Origin of the sequence: Micrococcus lacusdianchii (assembly GCF_023155805.1) — a bacterium.
GTDB lineage: Bacteria > Actinomycetota > Actinomycetes > Actinomycetales > Micrococcaceae > Micrococcus > Micrococcus lacusdianchii.
On the sequence record NZ_JAKNUW010000004.1, the window covers coordinates 80,692 to 99,746 of the forward strand.

The 19,055-nt window shown below is 75.6% G+C and carries 20 protein-coding genes; 2 read left to right on the forward strand and 18 right to left on the reverse strand.

The window, feature by feature from the left end; genetic code table 11:
• Positions 1-3: 3 nt before the first annotated feature.
• The 18 genes from MA879_RS03740 to MA879_RS03825 form a co-directional block, all read right to left on the reverse strand.
• Positions 4-507 carry a DUF3145 domain-containing protein gene (locus MA879_RS03740; protein ID WP_248123624.1) on the reverse strand — a complete coding sequence of 168 codons (504 nt, stop codon included), beginning with the start codon at positions 505-507 and terminating at the stop codon, positions 4-6.
• Positions 508-674: 167 nt separating this feature from the next.
• On the reverse strand, positions 675-1,664 hold the full coding sequence (locus MA879_RS03745; protein WP_248123626.1) for a tyrosine-type recombinase/integrase: 990 nt from the start codon (positions 1,662-1,664) through the stop codon (positions 675-677).
• Between the two features lie 29 nt (positions 1,665-1,693).
• Positions 1,694-2,971 (reverse strand): DNA-processing protein DprA, encoded by a 1,278-nt coding sequence (locus tag MA879_RS03750; RefSeq protein ID WP_248123628.1) that lies wholly within the window; start codon positions 2,969-2,971, stop codon positions 1,694-1,696.
• Positions 2,968-4,560: a YifB family Mg chelatase-like AAA ATPase gene (locus MA879_RS03755; protein WP_248123630.1), complete on the reverse strand. Its 1,593-nt coding sequence runs from the start codon at positions 4,558-4,560 to the stop codon at positions 2,968-2,970. The genes MA879_RS03750 and MA879_RS03755 overlap by 4 nt, the downstream gene beginning before the upstream one ends.
• Positions 4,557-4,967 carry a YraN family protein gene (locus MA879_RS03760; protein WP_248123632.1) on the reverse strand — a complete coding sequence of 137 codons (411 nt, stop codon included), beginning with the start codon at positions 4,965-4,967 and terminating at the stop codon, positions 4,557-4,559. Before MA879_RS03760 ends, MA879_RS03755 begins: the two co-directional genes overlap by 4 nt.
• A gap of 159 nt (positions 4,968-5,126) precedes the next feature.
• A complete protein-coding gene (locus tag MA879_RS03765; protein ID WP_248123634.1) occupies positions 5,127-5,450 on the reverse strand; it encodes a DUF2469 domain-containing protein in 324 nt (107 codons plus the stop codon).
• 100 nt (positions 5,451-5,550) lie between these two features.
• Positions 5,551-6,312 (reverse strand): ribonuclease HII, encoded by a 762-nt coding sequence (locus MA879_RS03770; RefSeq protein ID WP_248123636.1) that lies wholly within the window; start codon positions 6,310-6,312, stop codon positions 5,551-5,553.
• Positions 6,309-7,028, reverse strand: a complete 720-nt coding sequence (lepB, locus tag MA879_RS03775) for a signal peptidase I (protein WP_248123638.1) — start codon at positions 7,026-7,028, stop codon at positions 6,309-6,311. The genes MA879_RS03770 and lepB (MA879_RS03775) overlap by 4 nt, the downstream gene beginning before the upstream one ends.
• Positions 7,021-7,713: a signal peptidase I gene (lepB, locus tag MA879_RS03780; RefSeq protein ID WP_248123640.1), complete on the reverse strand. Its 693-nt coding sequence runs from the start codon at positions 7,711-7,713 to the stop codon at positions 7,021-7,023. The genes lepB (MA879_RS03775) and lepB (MA879_RS03780) overlap by 8 nt, the downstream gene beginning before the upstream one ends.
• Before the next feature lie 79 nt (positions 7,714-7,792).
• Entirely contained in the window at positions 7,793-8,146 is a 354-nt protein-coding gene (gene rplS / locus MA879_RS03785) for a 50S ribosomal protein L19 (protein ID WP_248123642.1), read from the reverse strand.
• A gap of 227 nt (positions 8,147-8,373) precedes the next feature.
• Positions 8,374-9,105 (reverse strand): tRNA (guanosine(37)-N1)-methyltransferase TrmD, encoded by a 732-nt coding sequence (gene trmD / locus MA879_RS03790; RefSeq protein WP_248123644.1) that lies wholly within the window; start codon positions 9,103-9,105, stop codon positions 8,374-8,376.
• Positions 9,106-9,108: 3 nt separating this feature from the next.
• Entirely contained in the window at positions 9,109-9,747 is a 639-nt protein-coding gene (rimM, locus tag MA879_RS03795; protein ID WP_248123646.1) for a ribosome maturation factor RimM, read from the reverse strand.
• Positions 9,748-9,781: 34 nt separating this feature from the next.
• Complete coding sequence (locus MA879_RS03800; RefSeq protein ID WP_248123648.1) at positions 9,782-10,675, reverse strand: hypothetical protein; 894 nt, start codon at positions 10,673-10,675, stop codon at positions 9,782-9,784.
• On the reverse strand, positions 10,672-11,331 hold the full coding sequence (locus tag MA879_RS03805) for a hypothetical protein (protein ID WP_248123650.1): 660 nt from the start codon (positions 11,329-11,331) through the stop codon (positions 10,672-10,674). Before MA879_RS03805 ends, MA879_RS03800 begins: the two co-directional genes overlap by 4 nt.
• Before the next feature lie 104 nt (positions 11,332-11,435).
• Positions 11,436-12,944 carry a sensor histidine kinase gene (locus MA879_RS03810; protein WP_248123652.1) on the reverse strand — a complete coding sequence of 503 codons (1,509 nt, stop codon included), beginning with the start codon at positions 12,942-12,944 and terminating at the stop codon, positions 11,436-11,438.
• The gene (locus MA879_RS03815) at positions 12,941-14,731 is read right to left on the reverse strand and encodes an ABC transporter transmembrane domain-containing protein (protein ID WP_248123654.1); all 1,791 of its coding nucleotides are present in this window, start codon (positions 14,729-14,731) and stop codon (positions 12,941-12,943) included. The genes MA879_RS03810 and MA879_RS03815 overlap by 4 nt, the downstream gene beginning before the upstream one ends.
• 8 nt (positions 14,732-14,739) lie before the next feature.
• Positions 14,740-15,942 (reverse strand): DUF1611 domain-containing protein, encoded by a 1,203-nt coding sequence (locus MA879_RS03820; protein WP_248123656.1) that lies wholly within the window; start codon positions 15,940-15,942, stop codon positions 14,740-14,742.
• Positions 15,943-16,196: 254 nt separating this feature from the next.
• Entirely contained in the window at positions 16,197-16,556 is a 360-nt protein-coding gene (locus tag MA879_RS03825) for a hypothetical protein (protein WP_248123658.1), read from the reverse strand.
• A gap of 243 nt (positions 16,557-16,799) precedes the next feature.
• Here MA879_RS03825 and MA879_RS03830 point away from each other — a divergent pair, with 243 nt between their 5' ends.
• The gene (locus tag MA879_RS03830) at positions 16,800-18,296 is read left to right on the forward strand and encodes a sensor histidine kinase (RefSeq protein WP_335342030.1); all 1,497 of its coding nucleotides are present in this window, start codon (positions 16,800-16,802) and stop codon (positions 18,294-18,296) included.
• Positions 18,293-18,979 (forward strand): response regulator transcription factor, encoded by a 687-nt coding sequence (locus MA879_RS03835; protein WP_248123659.1) that lies wholly within the window; start codon positions 18,293-18,295, stop codon positions 18,977-18,979. The genes MA879_RS03830 and MA879_RS03835 overlap by 4 nt, the downstream gene beginning before the upstream one ends.
• The last annotated feature ends 76 nt before the right edge of the window (positions 18,980-19,055 follow it).

Consider the following 19,055-nt stretch of genomic DNA (forward strand, 5'->3'; position numbering starts at 1 on the left):
GCATCACCCGGTGCGGTGGATCCAGCGGACGGGGGCGCCCTCGGCGGCGCGACGGAACGGCTCAAGCTCTTCGTCCCAGGCCTCGCCGAGGGCGAGGGAGAGTTCATGGATCAGGACGGTGGGGTCGCCGTCGCCGGACTCGTAGGCGTACCGGATGCGGTCCTCCGAGACCATGATGTTGCCGGAGACGTCCGTGGTGGCATGGAAGATCCCCAGGCCGGGGGTGTGGGACCAGCGGGAGCCGTCGGCGCCGGCGGAGGGCTCCTCCGTGATCTCGAACCGCAGGTGGGGCCAGCCGCGCAGGGCCGAGGCCAGCCGCGCCCCCGTGCCCTGCTCCGCGGTCCAGTGGACCTCGGTGCGGTGCTGGCCCGGCTCGGCCGGCTGGGCCACCCACCGGACGTCCGCCGCGGCGCCCAGGACCGAGCGCAGGGCCCACTCCACGTGCGGGCACAGCGCGGTGGGCGCGGAGAGCACGTGGACCATGCCGCGCGTGGTGACGGTGGACATCGGGACCTCTCGGGGGCGGGCAGTCGCGTCCGGCAGGACGCCCACGGGAGGACGCCGGACGGCGCGGACCGCGGTGCGGCCATTGTCCCCCGGCGCAGGGGCGCGGACAACGAAGCTGCCCGCCGACACGCCGTGTCTGCACGTCCGAATGGATCACCCTGGGCCGCTCACGCCCGGGGGTGGGCCTGCCGGTAGCCCTCGCGGAGCCGGTCGATCGAGACGTGTGTGTACACCTGCGTGGTCCGCAGGGAGGCGTGGCCGAGCATCTCCTGGACCGTCCGCAGGTCGGCGCCGCCGTCGAGGAGATGGGTGGCGGCGGTGTGCCGGAGCGCGTGCGGCCCGCGCGCGGCGGTGTCACCGAGGGCTTCGAGGCCGGCGTCGACGACGGCGCGCACCTGGCGCACGCCCACTCGTCCGCCGCGCATGCCCAGGAACAGGGCGGCGCCACTGTGCTCGGCGGCGAGGATCGGGCGGGCCACCCGCAGCCAGCGGTCCAGGGCCGCGGAGGCTGGTGCGCCGAACGGGACGGTGCGCTGCCTGTCCCCCTTGCCCGTGAGCAGTGCCGTGCGCCGGTCCAGGTCCACGTCGTCCACGTCCAGGGCAGCGACCTCCGCGACGCGGGCACCGGTGGCGTACAGCAGCTCCAGGAGGGCGACATCCCGTGCCGCGGCGGCCGCGGCGGGGCGGTCGCGGGCGGCGCGGGCGGCGTGGACGCGCTCCTCCGCGAGAGCGATCAGTCGGTCGGCCTGGGCACGGTGCAGCACGTGCGGCAGCCGGGCGTCCGGGGTGGGGGCGCTCAGCCGCAGCGCGGGGTCCGTGGGACGCAGCCCCTGCCGCACGAGCCAGGCCAGGAAGGTCCGGGCCGCCGCCACCCGGCGCGCCAGGGTGGCGCGGGCCAGGCCCTCCTCCCGCATGGCCGCCAGCCACCGCCGCAGGTCCTCCGTGTCCACCTCGGCGAACGCGTCCGCGGACGCATCCTCCCCCGCCCCGGCGGCGTGGGCGGCCAGGTGACGCAGGTCCGTGAGGTAGGCCGTGACCGTGCGCGGGCTGCGGCCGAGTCCGTGGCGCAGGTGCTCGGCGAACGCCTCGAGCCAGGCCTCGTCCCGGTCGGAGGCCGGGGGCACGGCGCCGTGGCGGGGCGGGGAGGCAGGACTCATGCCCCCACTCTGCCACCGGCCCCGGCCCGTCAGCCGTCCGAGCGCCGCCACCGGTCCTCCACCCGCTCGGCGAGTCCCCGCCGTGCCAGCCGGGTGAGCACGGCCAGGACGGTGGGCAGGGACAGGCCCGCGCTCACCGTGAGCGCGTCCACGTCCACGGCCCGGCGGACGGGCAGGGCCTCGCACACCAGCAGCTCCTCCACGGTCAGGCCGTCGGTGGGGCGCGCGGCCGCCGCATGCGGAGGCTCGGTCGAGGCGACCGCCGGAGGGTCGGCGGCGTCCGACCGGGCCGGACCGCCGACGGCGCCCTGACCCGGCGGCAGCAGGTCGAGGGCCTGGGCCGGGTCCGCCACCAGCCGTACGGGTGCCTCCTGGAGGAGCCGGTGGCACCCGGCGGAGGAGGGCGAAGTGATCGGCCCGGGCACCACGCCGACCTCCCGGCCGAGGGACAGGGCGTGCCCCGCGGTGTTCTGGGCACCGGAGCGCCACCGCGCCTCCACCACCACGACCGCGCCCGACAGCGCGGCGATCAGGCGGTTGCGGTGCAGGAACCGGTGACGGGTGGGCGAGGCACCCGGCGGCATCTCGGACAGCAGCAGCCCCGCCTCCATGACGGCCCGCAGCAGCTCCTCGTGGCCGGCGGGGTAGAACCGGTCCAGACCGCCGGCGAGCACGGCGATGGTGGGGACGGGCCCGGGTGCGCCGGCGTCCGCGGGCCCGGGCCGGATGCCGGGAGCGGCGTCGAGGGCGGCACGGTGCGCGGCGCCGTCGATCCCGTAGGCCCCGCCGGAGACCACGCACGTCCCGGCGCGCACGGCGCGGGAGACGACGGCGGACGTGACCTGCCGCCCGTACGAGGTGGCCTCGCGGCTGCCGACCACGGCCAGGGCCCGGGCGGCGACGGGGACCGTCCCGGCGCCTCGGAACCACAGACCGAGGGGCGCGGCGGCGCCGAGGTCGTCCAGCGCCGCGGGCCACGCGTCGTCCTCCGGGATGAGCAGCCCGCCGCCGAGGCGGTGGAGGGCCACGAGGTCCCGTGCGGGGTCCAGCCGCTCGGCCCGGGGCGCCCACCGGGCGAGGCCTGCACTCCAGCGCCGCCCCAGCGCGGCCCCGGAGCCGGCGTGGTCGGCCAGCAGGTCCCGTTCGGCGGGCTGGAGCCGGTCCTGGCCCGTGAGCAGGGCCAAGGCCCGCTCGGGTCCCAGGGCGGCGACGGCCTGCACGGCCAGCTCGTCCCCGGGCTCCACGAGGCGGGTGAGGGCGGCGCGGGCCAGGCGGGCGCCGTCGGGGCGGGAGTGCGGGACGGTCATCGGTCCTCCTCGTGGCGGGTGTGCAGCTGCAGGGCCGTCTCCACGTCCTGGGCCGCGGGCCGGTCGGCCCCGCGCAGGTCGGCGAGGGTCCAGGCCAGGCGCAGGACACGGGCGTGTCCGCGGGCGCTGAGCTCGCCCGTGTCCACCGCGGAGTCGGCCTCCGCCCGGGCGGCGGAGGGCACCGCATGCGGTCCGTGCCGCAGTGCTGGTGCGGGGACGTGGGCGTTGCGCAGCACCCCTGGCGGGACCAGGCCGGCCGCGGCGGCGGCCTCCCAGCGCACCTCCTGGCGCTCGACGGCGGCCCGCACGCGGGCGGCCACCGTGGCGGTCGGCTCGGCTTCGGGCGCTCCCGTGAGGTGGCGGGCCTCCACCGGCCGCACGGTCACCTGCACGTCCACGCGGTCCAGCAGCGGCCCGGAGAGGCGCTCGGCGTAGCGGCGGCGCTGCAGGGACGTGCAGCGGCAGCGGTGGCCGGTTCCGTCGCCGAGCCCGCAGGGGCACGGGTTGGCGGCGAGCACGAGCTGGAACCGGGCCGGATATGTCACGGCGCCCTGCGCCCGGTGGAGCACCACCTCCCCCGCTTCGAGGGGCTGGCGCAGCGCCTCGAGGGCGCGACGGTCGAACTCCGGCGCCTCGTCCAGGAACAGCACCCCGCCATGGGCGAGGGACACCGCTCCGGGCCGCGCGAGTCCGGTGCCGCCGCCCACGAGCGCGGACATGGAGGCGGAGTGGTGCGGCGCCTCGAACGGCGGCGTGCGGTCCAGCGCCCCGGCGCCCGGACGCAGCCGGCGCAGGGAGCGCAGCGCCGCGGTCTCCAGGGCGGTCCGCCGATCCATGGGCGGCAGGATCCCGGGCAGGCGCTCGGCGAGCATCGTCTTGCCCGCCCCGGGCGGGCCGCTCAGCAGGAGGTGGTGCCCCCCGGCCGCCGCCACCTCGAGGGCGAAGCGCGCCTGGGCCTGCCCGGCCACCTCGGACAGGTCCGGGGCGGCGCGGCGGTGCTCCAGCTCCTCTGCCTCCTCGCGGCCCGCGCCGGCACCGAGCACGCGGGCGGCGTCCGGGACGGGCGGGGGCCCGTCCGGCCGTCCACCGAAGGCGCGGATGACCTCGTGCAGGTGCGCGAAGCCGCGCACCTCGGCGCCCGGCACCAGGCGGGCCTCCTCGACGGCCGCCGCGGCCACCACCACGCGTGGGTGTCCGGCATCGACGGCGGCGAGCACCATGGCCACGGTCTCCGGGGTGCGATGCAGCGTGCCGTCCAGGCCGAGCTCCGCGAGGAACACGGGGCCGTGCACGCCGCGGACCTGGCCCGCGGCCGCGTACGCCGCCAGGACGATCGCCAGGTCATGCGCAGCGCCGCGCTTCTGCACTCCCGCCGGCAGCAGGTTGACGGTCAGGTGGCGCCGGGTCAGGGGCAGGCCGGCGTTGCGCGCGGCCGAGCGGATCCTGTCCCGGCTCTCCTGCAGCGCCTGGTCGGGCAGGCCCAGCAGGGTGAACCCGGGCAGGGACTGGGCGATGTCCGCCTCCACGTCCACCACGTCCCCGCGGAGCCCGGCCAGGGAGACGGAGCGCGTGCGCCCGATGCCCGTCACGGCCGCACGTCCGTCACCAGGTCGAACCGCACCCCGCCGGTGCGTGGCACGAGCACGGCGACGGCGTCCACGCGCCAGGGCTCCCGGTGCACCGGGCGCTGAGCTGCGCGGGCACGCTCGGCCACCCAGGCGCGGGTGAGCCGGTGCAGGCGCAGCAGCTTGCGGCGCCCGATGGCCTCCAGGGGGTCCCCGTAGGCCAGGGAGGAGCGGGTCTTCACCTCGATCCCCACCCACCACCCGTCCTGGCGGGCCACCAGGTCCAGCTCCCCACCCTCGCCTCGCCAGTTGCGGTCGACGATCTCGTAGCCGCGGGCGGCGAGCCATCGGGCCGCCGCGTCCTCCCCGTACCGGCCCAGGGCCGTGTGGGCCGTGCTGCCCCGCCGTCGCGTGGCCGTGCTCTCGTCCATGGACACCACCTCCTGGACCCAGGGTGGCCGGGAGGACGGGCTCCGCGGGCGCCGGAGGGCAGGATGTGGGGGACGGTCCGCGCGACGGCGCCCTGTGCAGGAGCCGTCCGGGCGCGAGCCGCCGGGCAGGAGTTCGACGGGCGGAGCTCTCCGGCCCTGTCAGCCGCCCAGGGCCCCGCCCTCCGGCACCTGCAGCTCGTCCCGCGGCAGCTCCTCGATGTTCACGTCCTTGAACGTCAGCACGCGCACGCGCTTGATGAACCGCTGCGTGCGGTACACGTCCCACACCCACGCGTCCTCGAGGGTCAGCTCGAAGAACACCTCGCCGTCGGTCTGGTGGGGCGTCAGCGTGACGGCGTTGGCCAGGTAGAACCGGCGCTCGGTCTCCACCACGTAGCGGAACAGGCCGACGACGTCCCGGTACTCCCGGTACAGGAGCAGCTCCGACTCGGCCTCGAAGTCCTCGACGTCGTCCGTGCTCATGCTCTGTCTCTCCTGTCCCGTGGGCGCGGCCCCGACGCTCGCCGGGGCACCGCACCATCCTGCCCCGCGCGCGCCGTGGCGTCGAACGCGGCACGTCGGCTCAGCCGAAGAGCGTGGGCGGTGCGTCGTCGGCGGCGGCCGCCTCCGTCGGCGCGGGCAGGCCGAGGTTCCACGAGCGGCGGTGGTGCTCGGTGGCGCCGCGTTCGAGGATCGCGCGCCGATGGGTCGCGGCACCGTAGCCCTTGTTGCCCGCCCAGCCGTAGGCGGGATGGACGGCGTCGAGCGCGGTCAGGGTGTCGTCCCGGTCCACCTTGGCAAGGATGGACGCCGCCGCCACGGTGGCGCAGCGGTCCTCGGCCTTCACCATCAGGCGCGGCACGGGCGGCACCGGGCCCGGGACGAGACGCGCCACCGCCCCGGCGCGGGCGTGACGCAGCCAGTCGTCCGAGCCGTCGAGGATCAGGGCGACGGGCGCCTCCTCCAGATCCGCCACGAGCGCCGCCCAGGCCCGGGCCCCCGCGAGCGCGAGCGCCCCGGTGATCCCGTGGCGGTCCACCTCGTCCGGGCCGGCCTCGCCCAGGGCGTGCCCGGCGGCCCAGGCCTGGATCTCGGGCACCAGGACGCGGCGCCGCCGGTCGGTGAGCGCCTTGGAGTCGCGCACGGGCGGGATCTGCCCCTCGGCGGGCACGCGCGCGGCGCACACCCCGACGACGACGGGCCCCGCCAGCGCCCCACGCCCCACCTCGTCCATGCCCGCGACGAGGGCGGACGTGGCCGGCCCGCCCGCGGCGGCGAGCGCCTCGACCGCCAGGGCGGCCTCCACGTCCAGCCCGGCGCGCACCGCCGGCCCTCGCGGGCTCATCTGACCTCCCCGGTGGCCTCCGGCACGCCGCCGATGCGGGCGGGCGGCCACACCACGGCCTCCACGCGGCCCACCACGTCGTCGACCGCCACGAAGCCGCCGCCCGGACCGTCCCGGTGCTGGCGGGAGTCCTGGGACGCCTCCCGGTGGTCGCCGAGCACGAACAGGCGGCCCTCCGGCACGGTCACCTCGAACGACTCCTGGGCGGGGGCGCCGGCCAGGTACGGCTCCGGCAGGGGCCGGCCGTCCACCTCCACGTGGTCCCAGCCGGGCCGCCACGCCACCGTGTCCCCGGGCAGTCCGACCACGCGCTTGACCAGGTGGCCCTCGCCGGAGCCCGGGGAGACCACCTGCAGCGCGGCGTGCAGCGGGTCCGCCTGGACCGCCTCGGCCCCCGCCAGCCACGCCTGGGTGTCCTCGAAGACGACGACGTCCCCGCGCTCGAGCGCGAGCGGTCCGGGGGCCCACAGCCCGACGGCCACGCGGTCCCCGGGCTGCAGGGTCGGCTCCATGGAGGCCGACGGGACGTGGAACATGCGCACGAGGAACACCTGGACCAGCACCAGGAGGGCGAGGGTGAGCCCCACGGCCAGGGCGACGGCCCGCACCGGGTGGGGGCCGCCGTCGTCGTGGGGACGGGCGGCGCCGTCCGTGGACGACGGCACGGCGCGACCGGCGTGGGAGCCCGCCCCGGAGGGTGCGGAGGGCTCAGCCATCGGCGGGCTCCAGGTACCGCCGCGCGTCGAGCGGCCACACCACCTGCTCCGCGGTGCCGATCACGGACTCCAGCGGGATCAGCCCGCCGCCGGGGGCACCGAGCAGGCTGCGGGAGTCGCGCGAGGCCTCCCGATGGTCCCCCAGCACCACCATGCGCCCGGCGGGCACCTCGAACTCCCAGCGGGAGGCCGAGGCGGGATCGGCGGCGGTCACGGGTCGGCCCAGGTAGGGCTCGTCCACGGAGGCGCCGTTGCGCACCAGCCGCCCGTCGGCGGCGCAGCACGCGAGGGTGTCCCCCGGCAGGGCCAGCACGCGCTTGACGAACCCGTCCCCGGTGCCGCCCACGCCCCACCACGCCGCCACGTCCGTCAGGCCGCGCTCGAGGGAGCTCCGGGAGCGGTAGGGGGCGAGGCTGCCGGCGCCGTCGAAGACCACCACGTCCCCGTGCGCCAGCCCCGCACCGCCCGCGGCGGCCCCGTCCACGAGGATGCGCTCGCCGGGGCGCAGCGTCGGCTCCATCGAGCCGGAGGGCACCAGCAGCACCGGGCCGGTGAGCGCACGCAGCACGGCCGCGGCGACGACGGCGGCCGCCAGCGTCAGCAGCAGCCACGGCCACCAGCGCTGCCCGTGCGCGGGGCGGGCCGCGGCCGGCGTGGTGCCGGACGTCGCGGTTCCGGGCGCCACGGAGCCCCGTGACCGGCGGGGGTCACGGGGCTCCGGGGTGCGCATGGCGGTCAGCGGTCGGCGCGGGGCCGACCGGCGATCACTTGGCGTCGGCGCGCTTCTCGCGGATACGAGCAGCCTTGCCGTGGCGGTCGCGCATGTAGTACAGCTTCGCGCGGCGGACGTCACCCTTGGTGACGACCTCGATCTTGTCGATCACCGGGGAGTGCACCGGGAAGACGCGCTCCACGCCCACGCCGAAGGACACCTTGCGGACGCGGAAGGTCTCGCGCACGCCGTGGCCCTGACGGCCCATGACGTAGCCCTGGAAGACCTGCACGCGGGCGGTCTTGCCCTCGATGATGTTGACGTGCACCTTGACGGTGTCGCCGGGGGCGAAGTCCGGCACGTCGTCGCGCAGGGTGGCCTGGTCGAAGGAATCGAGGATGTGCATGCTCTGATCTCCTGGTGGACGCCACAGGTCATCCACGTGGTCGGCGGGCGCGGCGGGCGCCGCCCGGCACGGGCGGAGCGGGACGCCGGGCCCCGAAGCGGTGAGCCGGACACGGCCGCGAGCGCGGGGTCCGGTGGTCCGTGCCGTCGACACGCGCCCCCTGTGGCAGGCCGCGCGTCCGGTGGACACGAGGATCCATTCTGCCACATCCGGCAGGACGGTGGGGGTCAGTCCGCCTCGGTGCCGCCCGCGTGCGCGGCCCACAGGTCCGGGCGGCGGGCACGGGTGCGCTCCTCCTGCTGCGCACGGCGCCACGCGGCCACGCGGCCGTGGTCACCGGAGAGCAGGACGGGTGGGACCTCGCGCTCCCGCCACACGGAGGGCTTGGTGTAGACGGGGTACTCGAGCAGGCCGTCCTCGTGGGACTCCTCCACGAGGGACGCGGGGTTGCCGACCACGCCCGGGACCAGGCGCCCCACGGCCTCGATCACGGCCAGCGCCGCGACCTCGCCGCCGTTGAGGACGTAGTCGCCGAGGGAGAACAGCCGCACGTCGTACAGCTCCTCGGCCCAGCCGAACACGCGTTCATCGATGCCCTCGTACCGCCCGCACGCGAAGACCACGTGCGTCTCCTGGGCCAGCTCCCGCGCCGTGGCCTGGGTGAACGGGGTGCCGGAGGGGGTGGGGACCATGAGGACGGGACGGGCGCCGACGGGCGAGGCGCCGGAGCCGAGCCCGGCGACCGCCTCGAGGGCCAGCGCCCACGGCTCGGGCTTCATGACCATGCCCGCGCCGCCGCCGTAGGGCGTGTCGTCCACCGTGCGATGGCGGTCGGAGGTGAAGTCCCGCAGGTCGTGCACGTGCACGTCCACGAGTCCCTCCCGCCGTGCGCGCCCCAGGAGGGACACGTCCAGGACGCCCATGTACTCCGGGAAGATGGTGACGACGTCGAACCGCACCGCTCAGCGCCCCCCGCCCGCGCCCGTGGGGCGCTCGAGGGCCTCGGGACCGAGGTCTGCGGGGGTCTCCGGACCCTCGGGGGCGCCGGGCTCGTCCGCGGCGATCTCGAGCAGGCCCGGCGGCGGGGTGAGGACCACGACGCCGGCCTCCTGGTCCACCTCGGGCACGATCTCCTCCACGAACGGCACGAGCGCGTCCCGCCCGCCGCCGTCGAGTCGGACGACGAGGAGGTCCTGGACGGCCCCGGTGGTCAGACCCGCCACCTCGCCGACGCGGGTGCCCTCCACGTGGACGGCCAGGCCCAGCAGGTCGTCCTCGTACCAGGTGTCGTCGTCGGCCGGGGCGGACGGCGCGGCGAACAGCTGGGCGCCGCGCAGGGCCTCGGCCGCATTCCGGTCCGGCACCGACTCGAACGCGACCACCAGGACCGTCTTGTTCCAGCGGGAGCGGGCCACGGTGAGCGCGGCGGGGGCCCCGGCCGGAGCCGCGCGCAGCTCGAGGGACTCCCCCGGGGAGAAGCGCGCCTCGGGGTCGTCGGTGAACACCTGGACGGTCACCTCGCCGCGGATGCCGTGGGGCTTGCCGATCCGGGCGACGCGGACCAAGTCCGCGGAATCGGCGGGCTGGGGTGCAGGGCTCATGGGGTGTCCTTCGCGGTGGCGCGACGTCGGCCGCTCAGCGACGCAGCTGCGGGCCCGCGGGGAGGTGGCCCAGGTAGCTCACGCCGCTGGTGTTGTACGGGAATGAGATCCCCATGATTTCACGGATTCCGATGTGCATGCCCCAGGCGGCCGCCGAGAAGGCCAGGCCCAGGCGCCGGTCCAGCAGGCTCAGCGGCGCACCCAGCTCCACCGCGAGGGAGACCGCGGCCATCAGGGTGAACAGGCGTTCCCGGTGGTACAGCGCCGTGCCCGCAGCGGGCCTTGTCGATCCGAACAGGTCCTTGCGCAGTCCGTCGATGGCGATCTGCCCGCGCAGGACATCCCCGGAGGCCCAGCCGAACCCCGTCGAGCTGCGCACCTTGGCGACGCCAGAGACGAAGTACACCGCGCTGGTGACCGCATTGAGCATCACCGGCACCGCTCCGTACCGTCGCTCGAAGACCGCCGGGGCCAGTCCCCGCCGCCTCATGAGGGCGTCCACGCTGAGGGCGTCGGCGGTCGGCCCCGCCCCCAGCACCATCTGGTGGAGCACGAGCATGTTGTCGTTGTGGTAAAGCATCCCCCAGGAGTTCCGGTACGTGAGGGTCCACAGCTGCAGGGCGGCGTTGAGCGGGCCGGTGACGCGGTGGGCGACCCCCACTGTGGCCAGCACGTTGACGGCCTGCGCGGCGTCGAGGATCCGGTCGGCCACGGCAGGGCGCAGGGGGCGCTGCAGCACGCGCACCACGCCCACAGGGGCGAATCGTCGGGGATCCTGGGCGTGCACGCCGCGCAGGAGGGTCCGGCGGCGCCGATGGTGCCTCGCCGCGAAGAGGCCCACGCCGATCCTGAGCACCGCGGGGCGCAGCGGGGTGGCCGCGGGACGCAGCGTGTCCACCGTCCACTGTCGGATCCGGGCGCCGTTCATCGGGCCACCCCGCCCGCGATCTCGTCCGCCGTGCGCTCCTCGCGCACCGCGACGGCGGTCCCGCCCACCTCACAGCGCGCCAGCACCGTCTCCCGATGCGGGAGGACGTCCCCGCCGTAGTAGTCGTCGAATCGGAAGCGTGAGCGCACGACCTCCACCTGCTGGACGGCCGCCTCGTGACGGCGCCGCGGGCCCCCCGAGCCGCCGCTCGGACGGCCTCCCTCCCGGGCCGCCCGCTGCGCGGCGAGGGAGTCGGCGTACGTCTGGGCCACCAGCGCCGCGTCGCCGCGCCGGATGGCCCGGGACACCTGCTTGCGGACCTGGTTCAGCCCCCCGCCGCCGAAGTGGCGGGCGTGCGGGATCACGCGCTCTCCGGCGCCGGTGAGGCCGATCACGTGCGGCACATAGGTGGACCGGCCGCGGTGCTCGGAGAACATCGGATAGGTGGACAGCGGGAACGAGTCGAGACGGAACTTCGGCGCGTCCTTGCCGGAGAGCTGCGGCCCCGCGTAGGCGCGCAGCGGCCACAGGAGCACCGCGACGCCGGCCGCCCCCGCCACGATCCCCCAGACGTCCCGGGCGGTTGGGGCAGGAGCCGGCGGGAGTGTGCTCGACGGGGACCAGACGGCGAGCGCGGAGGGATCGGGTCTGGACACGGGGTGGCTCCTGTCGGTGCGGACGGCCTGGCCCGGTCGTCGCCGGGCGGCTCGGCGGGGCGCGCTGCGCGCCCTGCGCCTCAGCGTGGACCAGCGCGATGAGATCAGGATGAGACCAGGGCCGGCGTGAGCAGCAGGCGCACAGTCGTGCCCTCCGCCTCCGCCTCGTCCGGCCCGAGGATGCGCAGCTCCCCGCCCATGGCCTCCATGAGCCCGCGGGCGACGGCGAGGCCCAGGCCGTTGCCCGGCCGGGGGTCGTTCGAGGCGACGACGAGGCGCGCCGTCAGGCCGGCGCGCTCGTCCTCGGGCACGCCCCGTCCCCGGTCGGAGACGTCGATCGTCACCTGCTCGTGCTCCTGCGCCGCGAGGGCGTGGACCCGCACGAGGATCGTCCGATCCGTGGGGTGGAGGGAGGAGACGTCGACGCCGCCCGGCGCATCCGCCGGGATGAGCACTGCGTCGCGGGCGTTGTCGAGGACCTCCTCGAGGACCTGCACCAGGCGTGCCGGCTCGGCCCGTGCGGCCGGCACGGAGGGGTCGGCCGCGACGCGCACCTCGACGCCGCTGCCGTCCTGGTCCGCCCGCTCCCGCCAGCCCCGGGCGGCGACCGCGACGACCTCGGCGACCTCCACGACCTCGGGGTCGACGGCCAGGTCGGCACTGCCGAGGCGCGTGAGCAGCGCGAGGTCGTCGAGCAGCTCCCGGGCCCGTGTGGCCTCGGCCGCCAGCTCGTCCGCCGTCGTCCGCCACTGCTGCGCGGTGCCCCCGGGGCTGCGCAGGCCCGCCTCGAGCATCGCGGAGGAGGTCCGCAGTGTCAGGGTGATGTCCTGCGCGAAGGAGCGTTCCCGCGCGAGGGCGCGATCGGCCCGGCGCAGCAGCCGGTTGGCGCCCTTCGCCAGCGCCGCGTACTCGTCCGAGCCCTCCTCCGGGAGGCGGGGCGCCCCGCGTCCCCGTGCCGCACGGCGCACCGCCGCGTCGAACTCGGCGGTGTGCCCCAGGATGCGCCCGGCCAGGACCCACGCGGCCAGGCCCGTCGCCGCCAGGCCCGCGAGCGCGAGCAGCCCGAGCAGCAGAGCCTGCACGGCCACCTGCTCCTCCACATGGCGGTGGAGCACGGCGACGACGATGTGCCCCGTCTGCTCTCCGGCCCGGATCGTGACGTTCGCCCAGGAGACGGTCCCCTGCACCGGGTCGGTCATGCGGCCCGAGCGGTCGGGGACGAGCAGGGCCTCGCGGGTCGCGGCATCGAGGGCCTCGAAGCCGACGGCCCGCTCCCCGGCGCGCTGGCCGATCACGGGGACGGTGTCGGAACCTCCGACGATGAGCTCCGAGGGCTCGGCGCGCTGGCGTTCGAGGTAGAGCTCCACGAAGCGGTCGGGGCCGGTGACCTGCTCGCCGGTGGCCGGGTCGAGTCCGTTGGCGGCGAACACCCCGACCTCCTCGACCTCCTGCGTGATGGAGGTGCGGATGCCGTCCTCGGCCATCCAGCGCAGTGCGACGACGAGGGAGCCGAGCAGCAGCGCCATGCCGAGCCCGGAGATGAGCACGATCCACGCGACGACGCGGATGCGCGCGGGTGCGGAGAGGCTGCCCGTGGACCGTGTGCGTGTCATTCGTCGTCTCCTTCGAGGTCGTCACCGGGCTGGTCCCGGACGGAGGCGCCGGTGCGCCGCAGGTCGGCCAGCTCCGCGGCGGAGGAGCGGACCGGGGGGCCGAACGGGTCCCGGTCCGCACCGGCGAGGTAGGTGGTGGGGCGTGGGCCCCGCGCGCGGGTCTGCTCGTGCGCGAGGGCGGCCACGACGGTCGGGGTCGTCTCGTCCACGTTCCACACGTCGTAGTGCTCGAGCAGGTGGTGGGGGTTCGCACTGCGCAGGATCACGCAGCCGGGGTAGTCACGCAGGATCCGCGCGAGGATCGGGCGGTCCTCGGTGTCCAGCTGATCCTCGATGTGCAGCAGCAGGAGCAGGGGCGGCTCGCCTGCCACGGCGCGCGCGATCTTCAGCAGGGCCCGCTCGTTCACGCTGAGGGGCTCACCGCCGCGGGTCAGGCGCGTGCGCTCGGCCTCCGGCAGTCGGGCGACCCGCTCCGCCATGCCCACGCGCTCCAGCAGTGAGCGGACGGCCTCGTCGCCGGCGTCCGGGACCCGGTAGCGCAGGACGCGGGAGAGGGAGCCGCGCTCGAGGGGCACGTCGCGGGAGGCGATCCCGAGAAGACTGCGCCGCTCCTTGGCCGTCATCGCGTTCAGGTGGCGCCCGTCCACGGTGATCCAGGCCTCCGAGCCGGGCACGTCCCCGGTGATCTCCCGGGTCACGCGATGCAGCCGTTCGGGCGAGCCGCCCGTCAGCAGCACGCGCGCCCCCGGGGCCGCCACGAGCGCAGGGATGCTCCCGACGTCGTCCCGCAGGTCCGCCACATGGACCGCGCCGCGGGCGGCGCCGCCCCGAGCCGCCCGGTGGCGCATCCGCCGCTGGGCCCGCTCCTGGAGGCGCTCCCGCTCACGGTGTCGACGCGCGTTCTCCACGAGGGGCAGCAGGATGCGGGTGGCCGCGTTGTAGTTCTGCCGATACTCCCCCACGCGTCCCAGATCGGTGACGGGCGCACCCAGCATGCCGGCGATGAACACGGAGGTCGTGACCGCGGCGCCGGTGGACCCGGCGAGGCTGCCCGTGATCGCCACGAGCACGCCGAGGAGCGTGGTGATGGAGGCGGCCGAGCCGCGCATCGTGCCCGAGACCAGGGCACGCCGGTGAGCGGCCTCCTGGATCTGTCCGGAGATCCTGTCCACGCGTCCGACCTCGCGGTGCACGCCGCCCGAGGTGCGGATCCCCTCGGCTGCGGTGACGGCGTCCGCGACGTGCCCGGCCATCTTCCCACGCACGCGCCGCAGCGCCACGGCACGGCGGAAGAACACCCGGGAGAGCAGCCACATGGCCACACCGAACACGGCGAGGACGCCCAGAACCACCATGCCGAGCACGGGCAGGAGGATCACGAGCCCCCCGACGACCCCGAACACGAGGGGCACGCCCACCACGATCGGGCTGATGCCCAGGGAGACCCAGTTCTTCACCGCGGTCAAGTCGTTCGTGGTGCGGGCGATCGTGCTGCCCAGATTGGCGCTGCGCTCCGGCACGAGGGCGCTCGTCACGAGGAGCCGGCGGACCTCCCGGACGTAGTCCTGGCCGAGGTCCTCGGCGAGGACGCGCTCTCCGATGCGGGCGCCGCCCACGCCGAGGGCCGCCGTCAGGAGCGCGAGGGCCAGCCCCCACGCCGCCGGGCCGGACGTGAGCAGGCGCGGGGTGAGGACCGCGACCAGGAGGGAGAGCGCCGCCTGGAGGAGGCCCAGGCCGGCGAGCCAGAGGAAGAGGCGCCGCCGTCGACCGGTGAAGAGCGTCGGCATGGCCGCACTCACGCGACCGCGACCTCCGCGGGCAGGTCGAGCGTCCGACGGGCCACGTCGGCCTCGCACAGGTCGAAGGTCGGGACGATCGGCACGGAGACCACCGCGGCGGCCTCCCGCGCGATCAGCGGGGCCGAGGTCAGGCGACCGGAGACGGCCACGAGGGGCAGGCCCGCACCCTGCAGGAGGGTCGCACCGGCCGCCGCGGAGAGTGCCTCCCCGCACGCGAACAGGACCCGATCCGTGAGGGCGCGGAAGTCCTCGTCCGCGACGAGGGCCGCGGTCTCCCCCTGGTAGATGCCGTCCGCGATCTCGATCACGACGACGTCGGGCCCGCCCTCGGCGAGCACGGCCGCCATCGAGAAGACGACGTCCTTGATGCGCTCGACGGAGAGCTTGAAGGTCGACGCGAGGCCGAAGTCGGTGAAGTCCACGACGCGGTCCGCGCCGCCGTCGCGGAAGAGGCCGGCGTCGTTCCCGGCGCCCGTGCCGGTCGCCTTCCCCGCATGGACGCGCCGGCCGCCGCGGTGGAGGCCGTTGACGAGGCAGCCGACCGTGGTCGACTTGCCGGAGTTCATGGAGGAGCCGAAGACCATCACGACCGTGGGGCCGTCCGCCGACATCGCCGCCCGGGCCTCCTGCCAGGGACGGATGCGGTGGCCGGACAGGTCGGCGAGGGTGAGGACCTCGCCATCGCGGGTGATGAGGCCCACGGGCTCGAGGACGGTGGCCGGATCGATCCCCTCGTGCTTCTCGATGACCCGCGAGGCCATGCCGCCGGCGGCCACGAGGTTCGTGTAGTCGAGGTTGTGGGGCACCTCGGCGAGGAACTGGTCGGGGGCGTAGCGGTCGCCGTAGGCCACGATCACCTCGTCGCCCAGGAACAGATGGCGGCGGCGCGAGTTGTAGGCCTCGAGCCTCTTGTGCTGGCCGATCGCGGCCACGCGGGCCAGGACGAGATCGCCCGCGGCGGGGGCCACGCCACGGCCCCGGCGCAGTCCGTAGCCGGTGTGCCCGTTCTCCCGGGCCACGGTGCGGAACGCCCGGGCCGTGTAGGAGGTCTTCGCCCGGCGTAGGCGGCGCGGCGCCAGCTCCACATCCTCCACGCCGTCCACGGCATGGCCCTCGGCGGGGGTGTCGGACAGATGGCGGTAGCGCTGCTCCATCTCGAGCGAGAGGGCGCTGATCAGGTCGGTGGCCTCGGACTGCATGCTGTGCCTCGTTCTCCGGGGTTCGGGGGTGCCCGACGACGTCGTGCCGGGTGGGTCGGGCTGAAGCACACCAGTGTTTCGTGAAGCCCGGATGAGAACGGGCCGCCCCGGCCGAGCGGGGCGGATCTCATCGGTCCCTCATGCGGGTGGGCCATGCTGGCCGGCATGCACCGCAGATCCGGCCCCGTCATCGCCCTCGCGCTCATCCTGGCGCTCGCGATCGGCGCGTTCGCCCTCGTGGTGGGCGCCTCCCGTCAGACCGAGACCGTGCTGGGACCCCAGATCACCCTCGAGGAGCCCGCCGGCTCACCCGCGCCCGTCGCATCCGGGCCGGGGCGTGCGGCGTCCACCGCGTCGCCCCCGGAGGGGGCCGGACCGCGCACCTCCGGCGGCGAGACCTCTGCGCGGTCTGCGGCCTCCACGACGGCCACGTCCCCGGCCTCGGCGACGTCCCCGGCCACGGCGGCGTCGATGGCGGCGGCCACGGCGTCGACGGCGTCGGATCCGGCGGAGACCCGGCGCCCGCCCAGCGCCGCCGCCACGGCGCCGGCAGCACCCGCGGCCGCACCCTCCGCGCCGGCGCGCCCGGGCTTTGACCCGTCATCCGGGGCCACAGCGTCGGCGCCGGGCGGATCCTCCCGCGCTCCCGTCCCGGCGGCGTCACCCGTCCGCGTCCCCCCGCCGACGCCGTCCGCTCTGGACGAGGACGACGACGATGCCGAGGATGACGAGGACGAGGACGACGCAGAGGACGACGACGAGGGCGAGGACGACGATGACGATGACTCTGACTCTGACACTGACGAGGACGACGACGACTGACCGCGGACGCCGTGCCGCAGCGGATCGCTGACCCGGTGAGATCGCCTGCGGCCCGTCGCGCCCCGACCGCGGACTCCTGGTCACGCCTGCCGGTGCGGCAGCGGCTCTCCCTGCTCCTCGCGCTGGTGGTGGTCCTGGCCCTGACCCTCTCCGGGATGGCCGCGTACGCCTTCCAGCGGGTGAGCATGAACGAGCGCGTCGACGACCACCTCGAGCGGACGGTCGAGGAGGTCGGCCTGCTCGCGTCGACCGGCGTCGTCCCCGAGACGGGTCAGCCCGTCGCCAGCGCCGCGGAGCTCATCCGGCTGGCCATGATGCGGGTCCGGCCGCTCGAGCAGGAGGGCATGCTCGGATTGGACGCCGAACGGGCCGCGCTCGCCGCCTCCGACGCCGTCGAGCTCCGCCTGGAGGAGGACCCGCAGCTGGTGGACTGGGCCCTGGACCGGGTGCAGGTGGAGGTCGTGACCCTGGAGACGGTGGAGACGGAGCGCGCCACCTATCGGGCCGCCGTCGTGCCCGTGGGCGGACGGAGCGCCGAGGACGTGGGCGCCCTGCTGCTGGCCTTCGACATGGACGCCGAGACCGATCGGCTCAACCGCGCCTTCATGGGCTACGTGTCCTCCGCCGTGCTGTCCACGCTCCTCGCGCTCCTGCTGGGCGTGCCCCTGCTCCGCCGGGTGTTCGCCCCTCTCGAGGCCCTGCGGGACACCGCCGCCGAGGTCTCCGAGCACGACCTGCACCGGCGGGTCACAGTGCTCGGCCACGACGACGTCGCGGAGCTCGGGCACGGCTTCAACGCGATGCTGGACCGTCTGGAGGACTCCTTCGCCTCCCAGCGGCGCCTCCTCGACGACGTCGGGCATGAGATGCGCACCCCGCTCACCATCGTGCAGGGCCACCTCGAGGTCATGGACCCCGAGGACCCCGACGATGTGCGCGAGAGCACGCGCCTCACCCTGGACGAGCTGGCCCTCATGGGCCGGCTCGTCGACGACCTGCTGACCCTCGCCCAGGCCGAGCGTCCGGACTTCCTGCGTCCTGCGCCCACGGACGTCGCCGAGCTCACCGAGGCGGTGTTCGAACGGGCCCGCGCCCTCGGCGACCGTCGGTGGAGCCTGGCCGGCGCCGCCCACGTGGAGGCGCACGTGGACGCCCAGCGACTCATCCAGGCCTGGCTGCAGCTGGCCGCGAATGCCGTGCGCTACTCCGATCCGGGGTCGTCGGTGAGCATCGGGTCCGCGGTGTACGGAGGCGTGCTGCGGCTCTGGGTGCAGGATGCGGGCGTGGGCGTGCGCCCCGAGGACCGTGAGGTGATCTTCACGCGGTTCGGCCGCGGCGCCCACGGGCGGAGGACGGAGGGCTCGGGCCTGGGCCTCGCGATCGTCAGCACGATCGTGGAGGGCCACGGCGGCCGGGTCACCGTGGAGCCCGCGCCCCGCCGGGGCTCCGTCTTCACCATGAGCCTGCCCCTGGAGGGCACACCCCTGCCGAGACCGGCGGGCGGCACCGCCGACCGAGAGGACCTCCCATGATCCCCCTGCTGCTGATCGAGGACGAGGAGCGGATCGCCGGCTTCGTCAGCAAGGGCTTTGCCGCGGAGGGGTACGCCGTCACGACGGCGGCCACCGGCGTTGAGGGCATCGCCCTGGCCATGACGGGGGCGTTCGACCTCGTCATCCTGGACCTGGGGCTCCCCGACGTCGACGGCTTCCAGGTGCTGTCCCGGATCCGCGCCCAGGACGCAGAGCTGCCGGTGATCATCCTCACCGCACGCTCCTCGGCGGAGGACACCGTGGAGGGTCTCACCTCCGGGGCGGACGACTACATGGCCAAGCCGTTCCGGTTCGCGGAGCTCCTGGCTCGTGTGCGCCTGCGTCTGCGGCCCGGCACCCCCGCTCCTCCGCCCGTGGACGCGGTGCTCCGGCACGGCGACCTGGAGCTGGACCCGGCGGCTCGCACCCTCCTCGTCAGCGGAGAGCCGGTGAACCTGTCGGCCCGGGAGTTCGCCCTCGCCGAGGAGTTCCTGCGTCACCCCGGCCAGGTGCTCAGTCGGAAGCAGCTCCTCGACGGCGTGTGGGGCGCGGACTTCGAGTCCGGTTCGAACGTGGTCGACGTGTACGTGCGGTACCTGCGGACCAAGATCGGCGCCTCCCGGATCCTCACGGTGCGGGGCCTCGGCTATCGTCTCGCCACCGTGCGAGAGGTGTCCGGCTGACCCGGAGACCCCGGAGACGACAGATCCCCGCCGCTCCCGCTCGGGGCGGGGGCTGCGGGGATCACCGCGGGCCGGG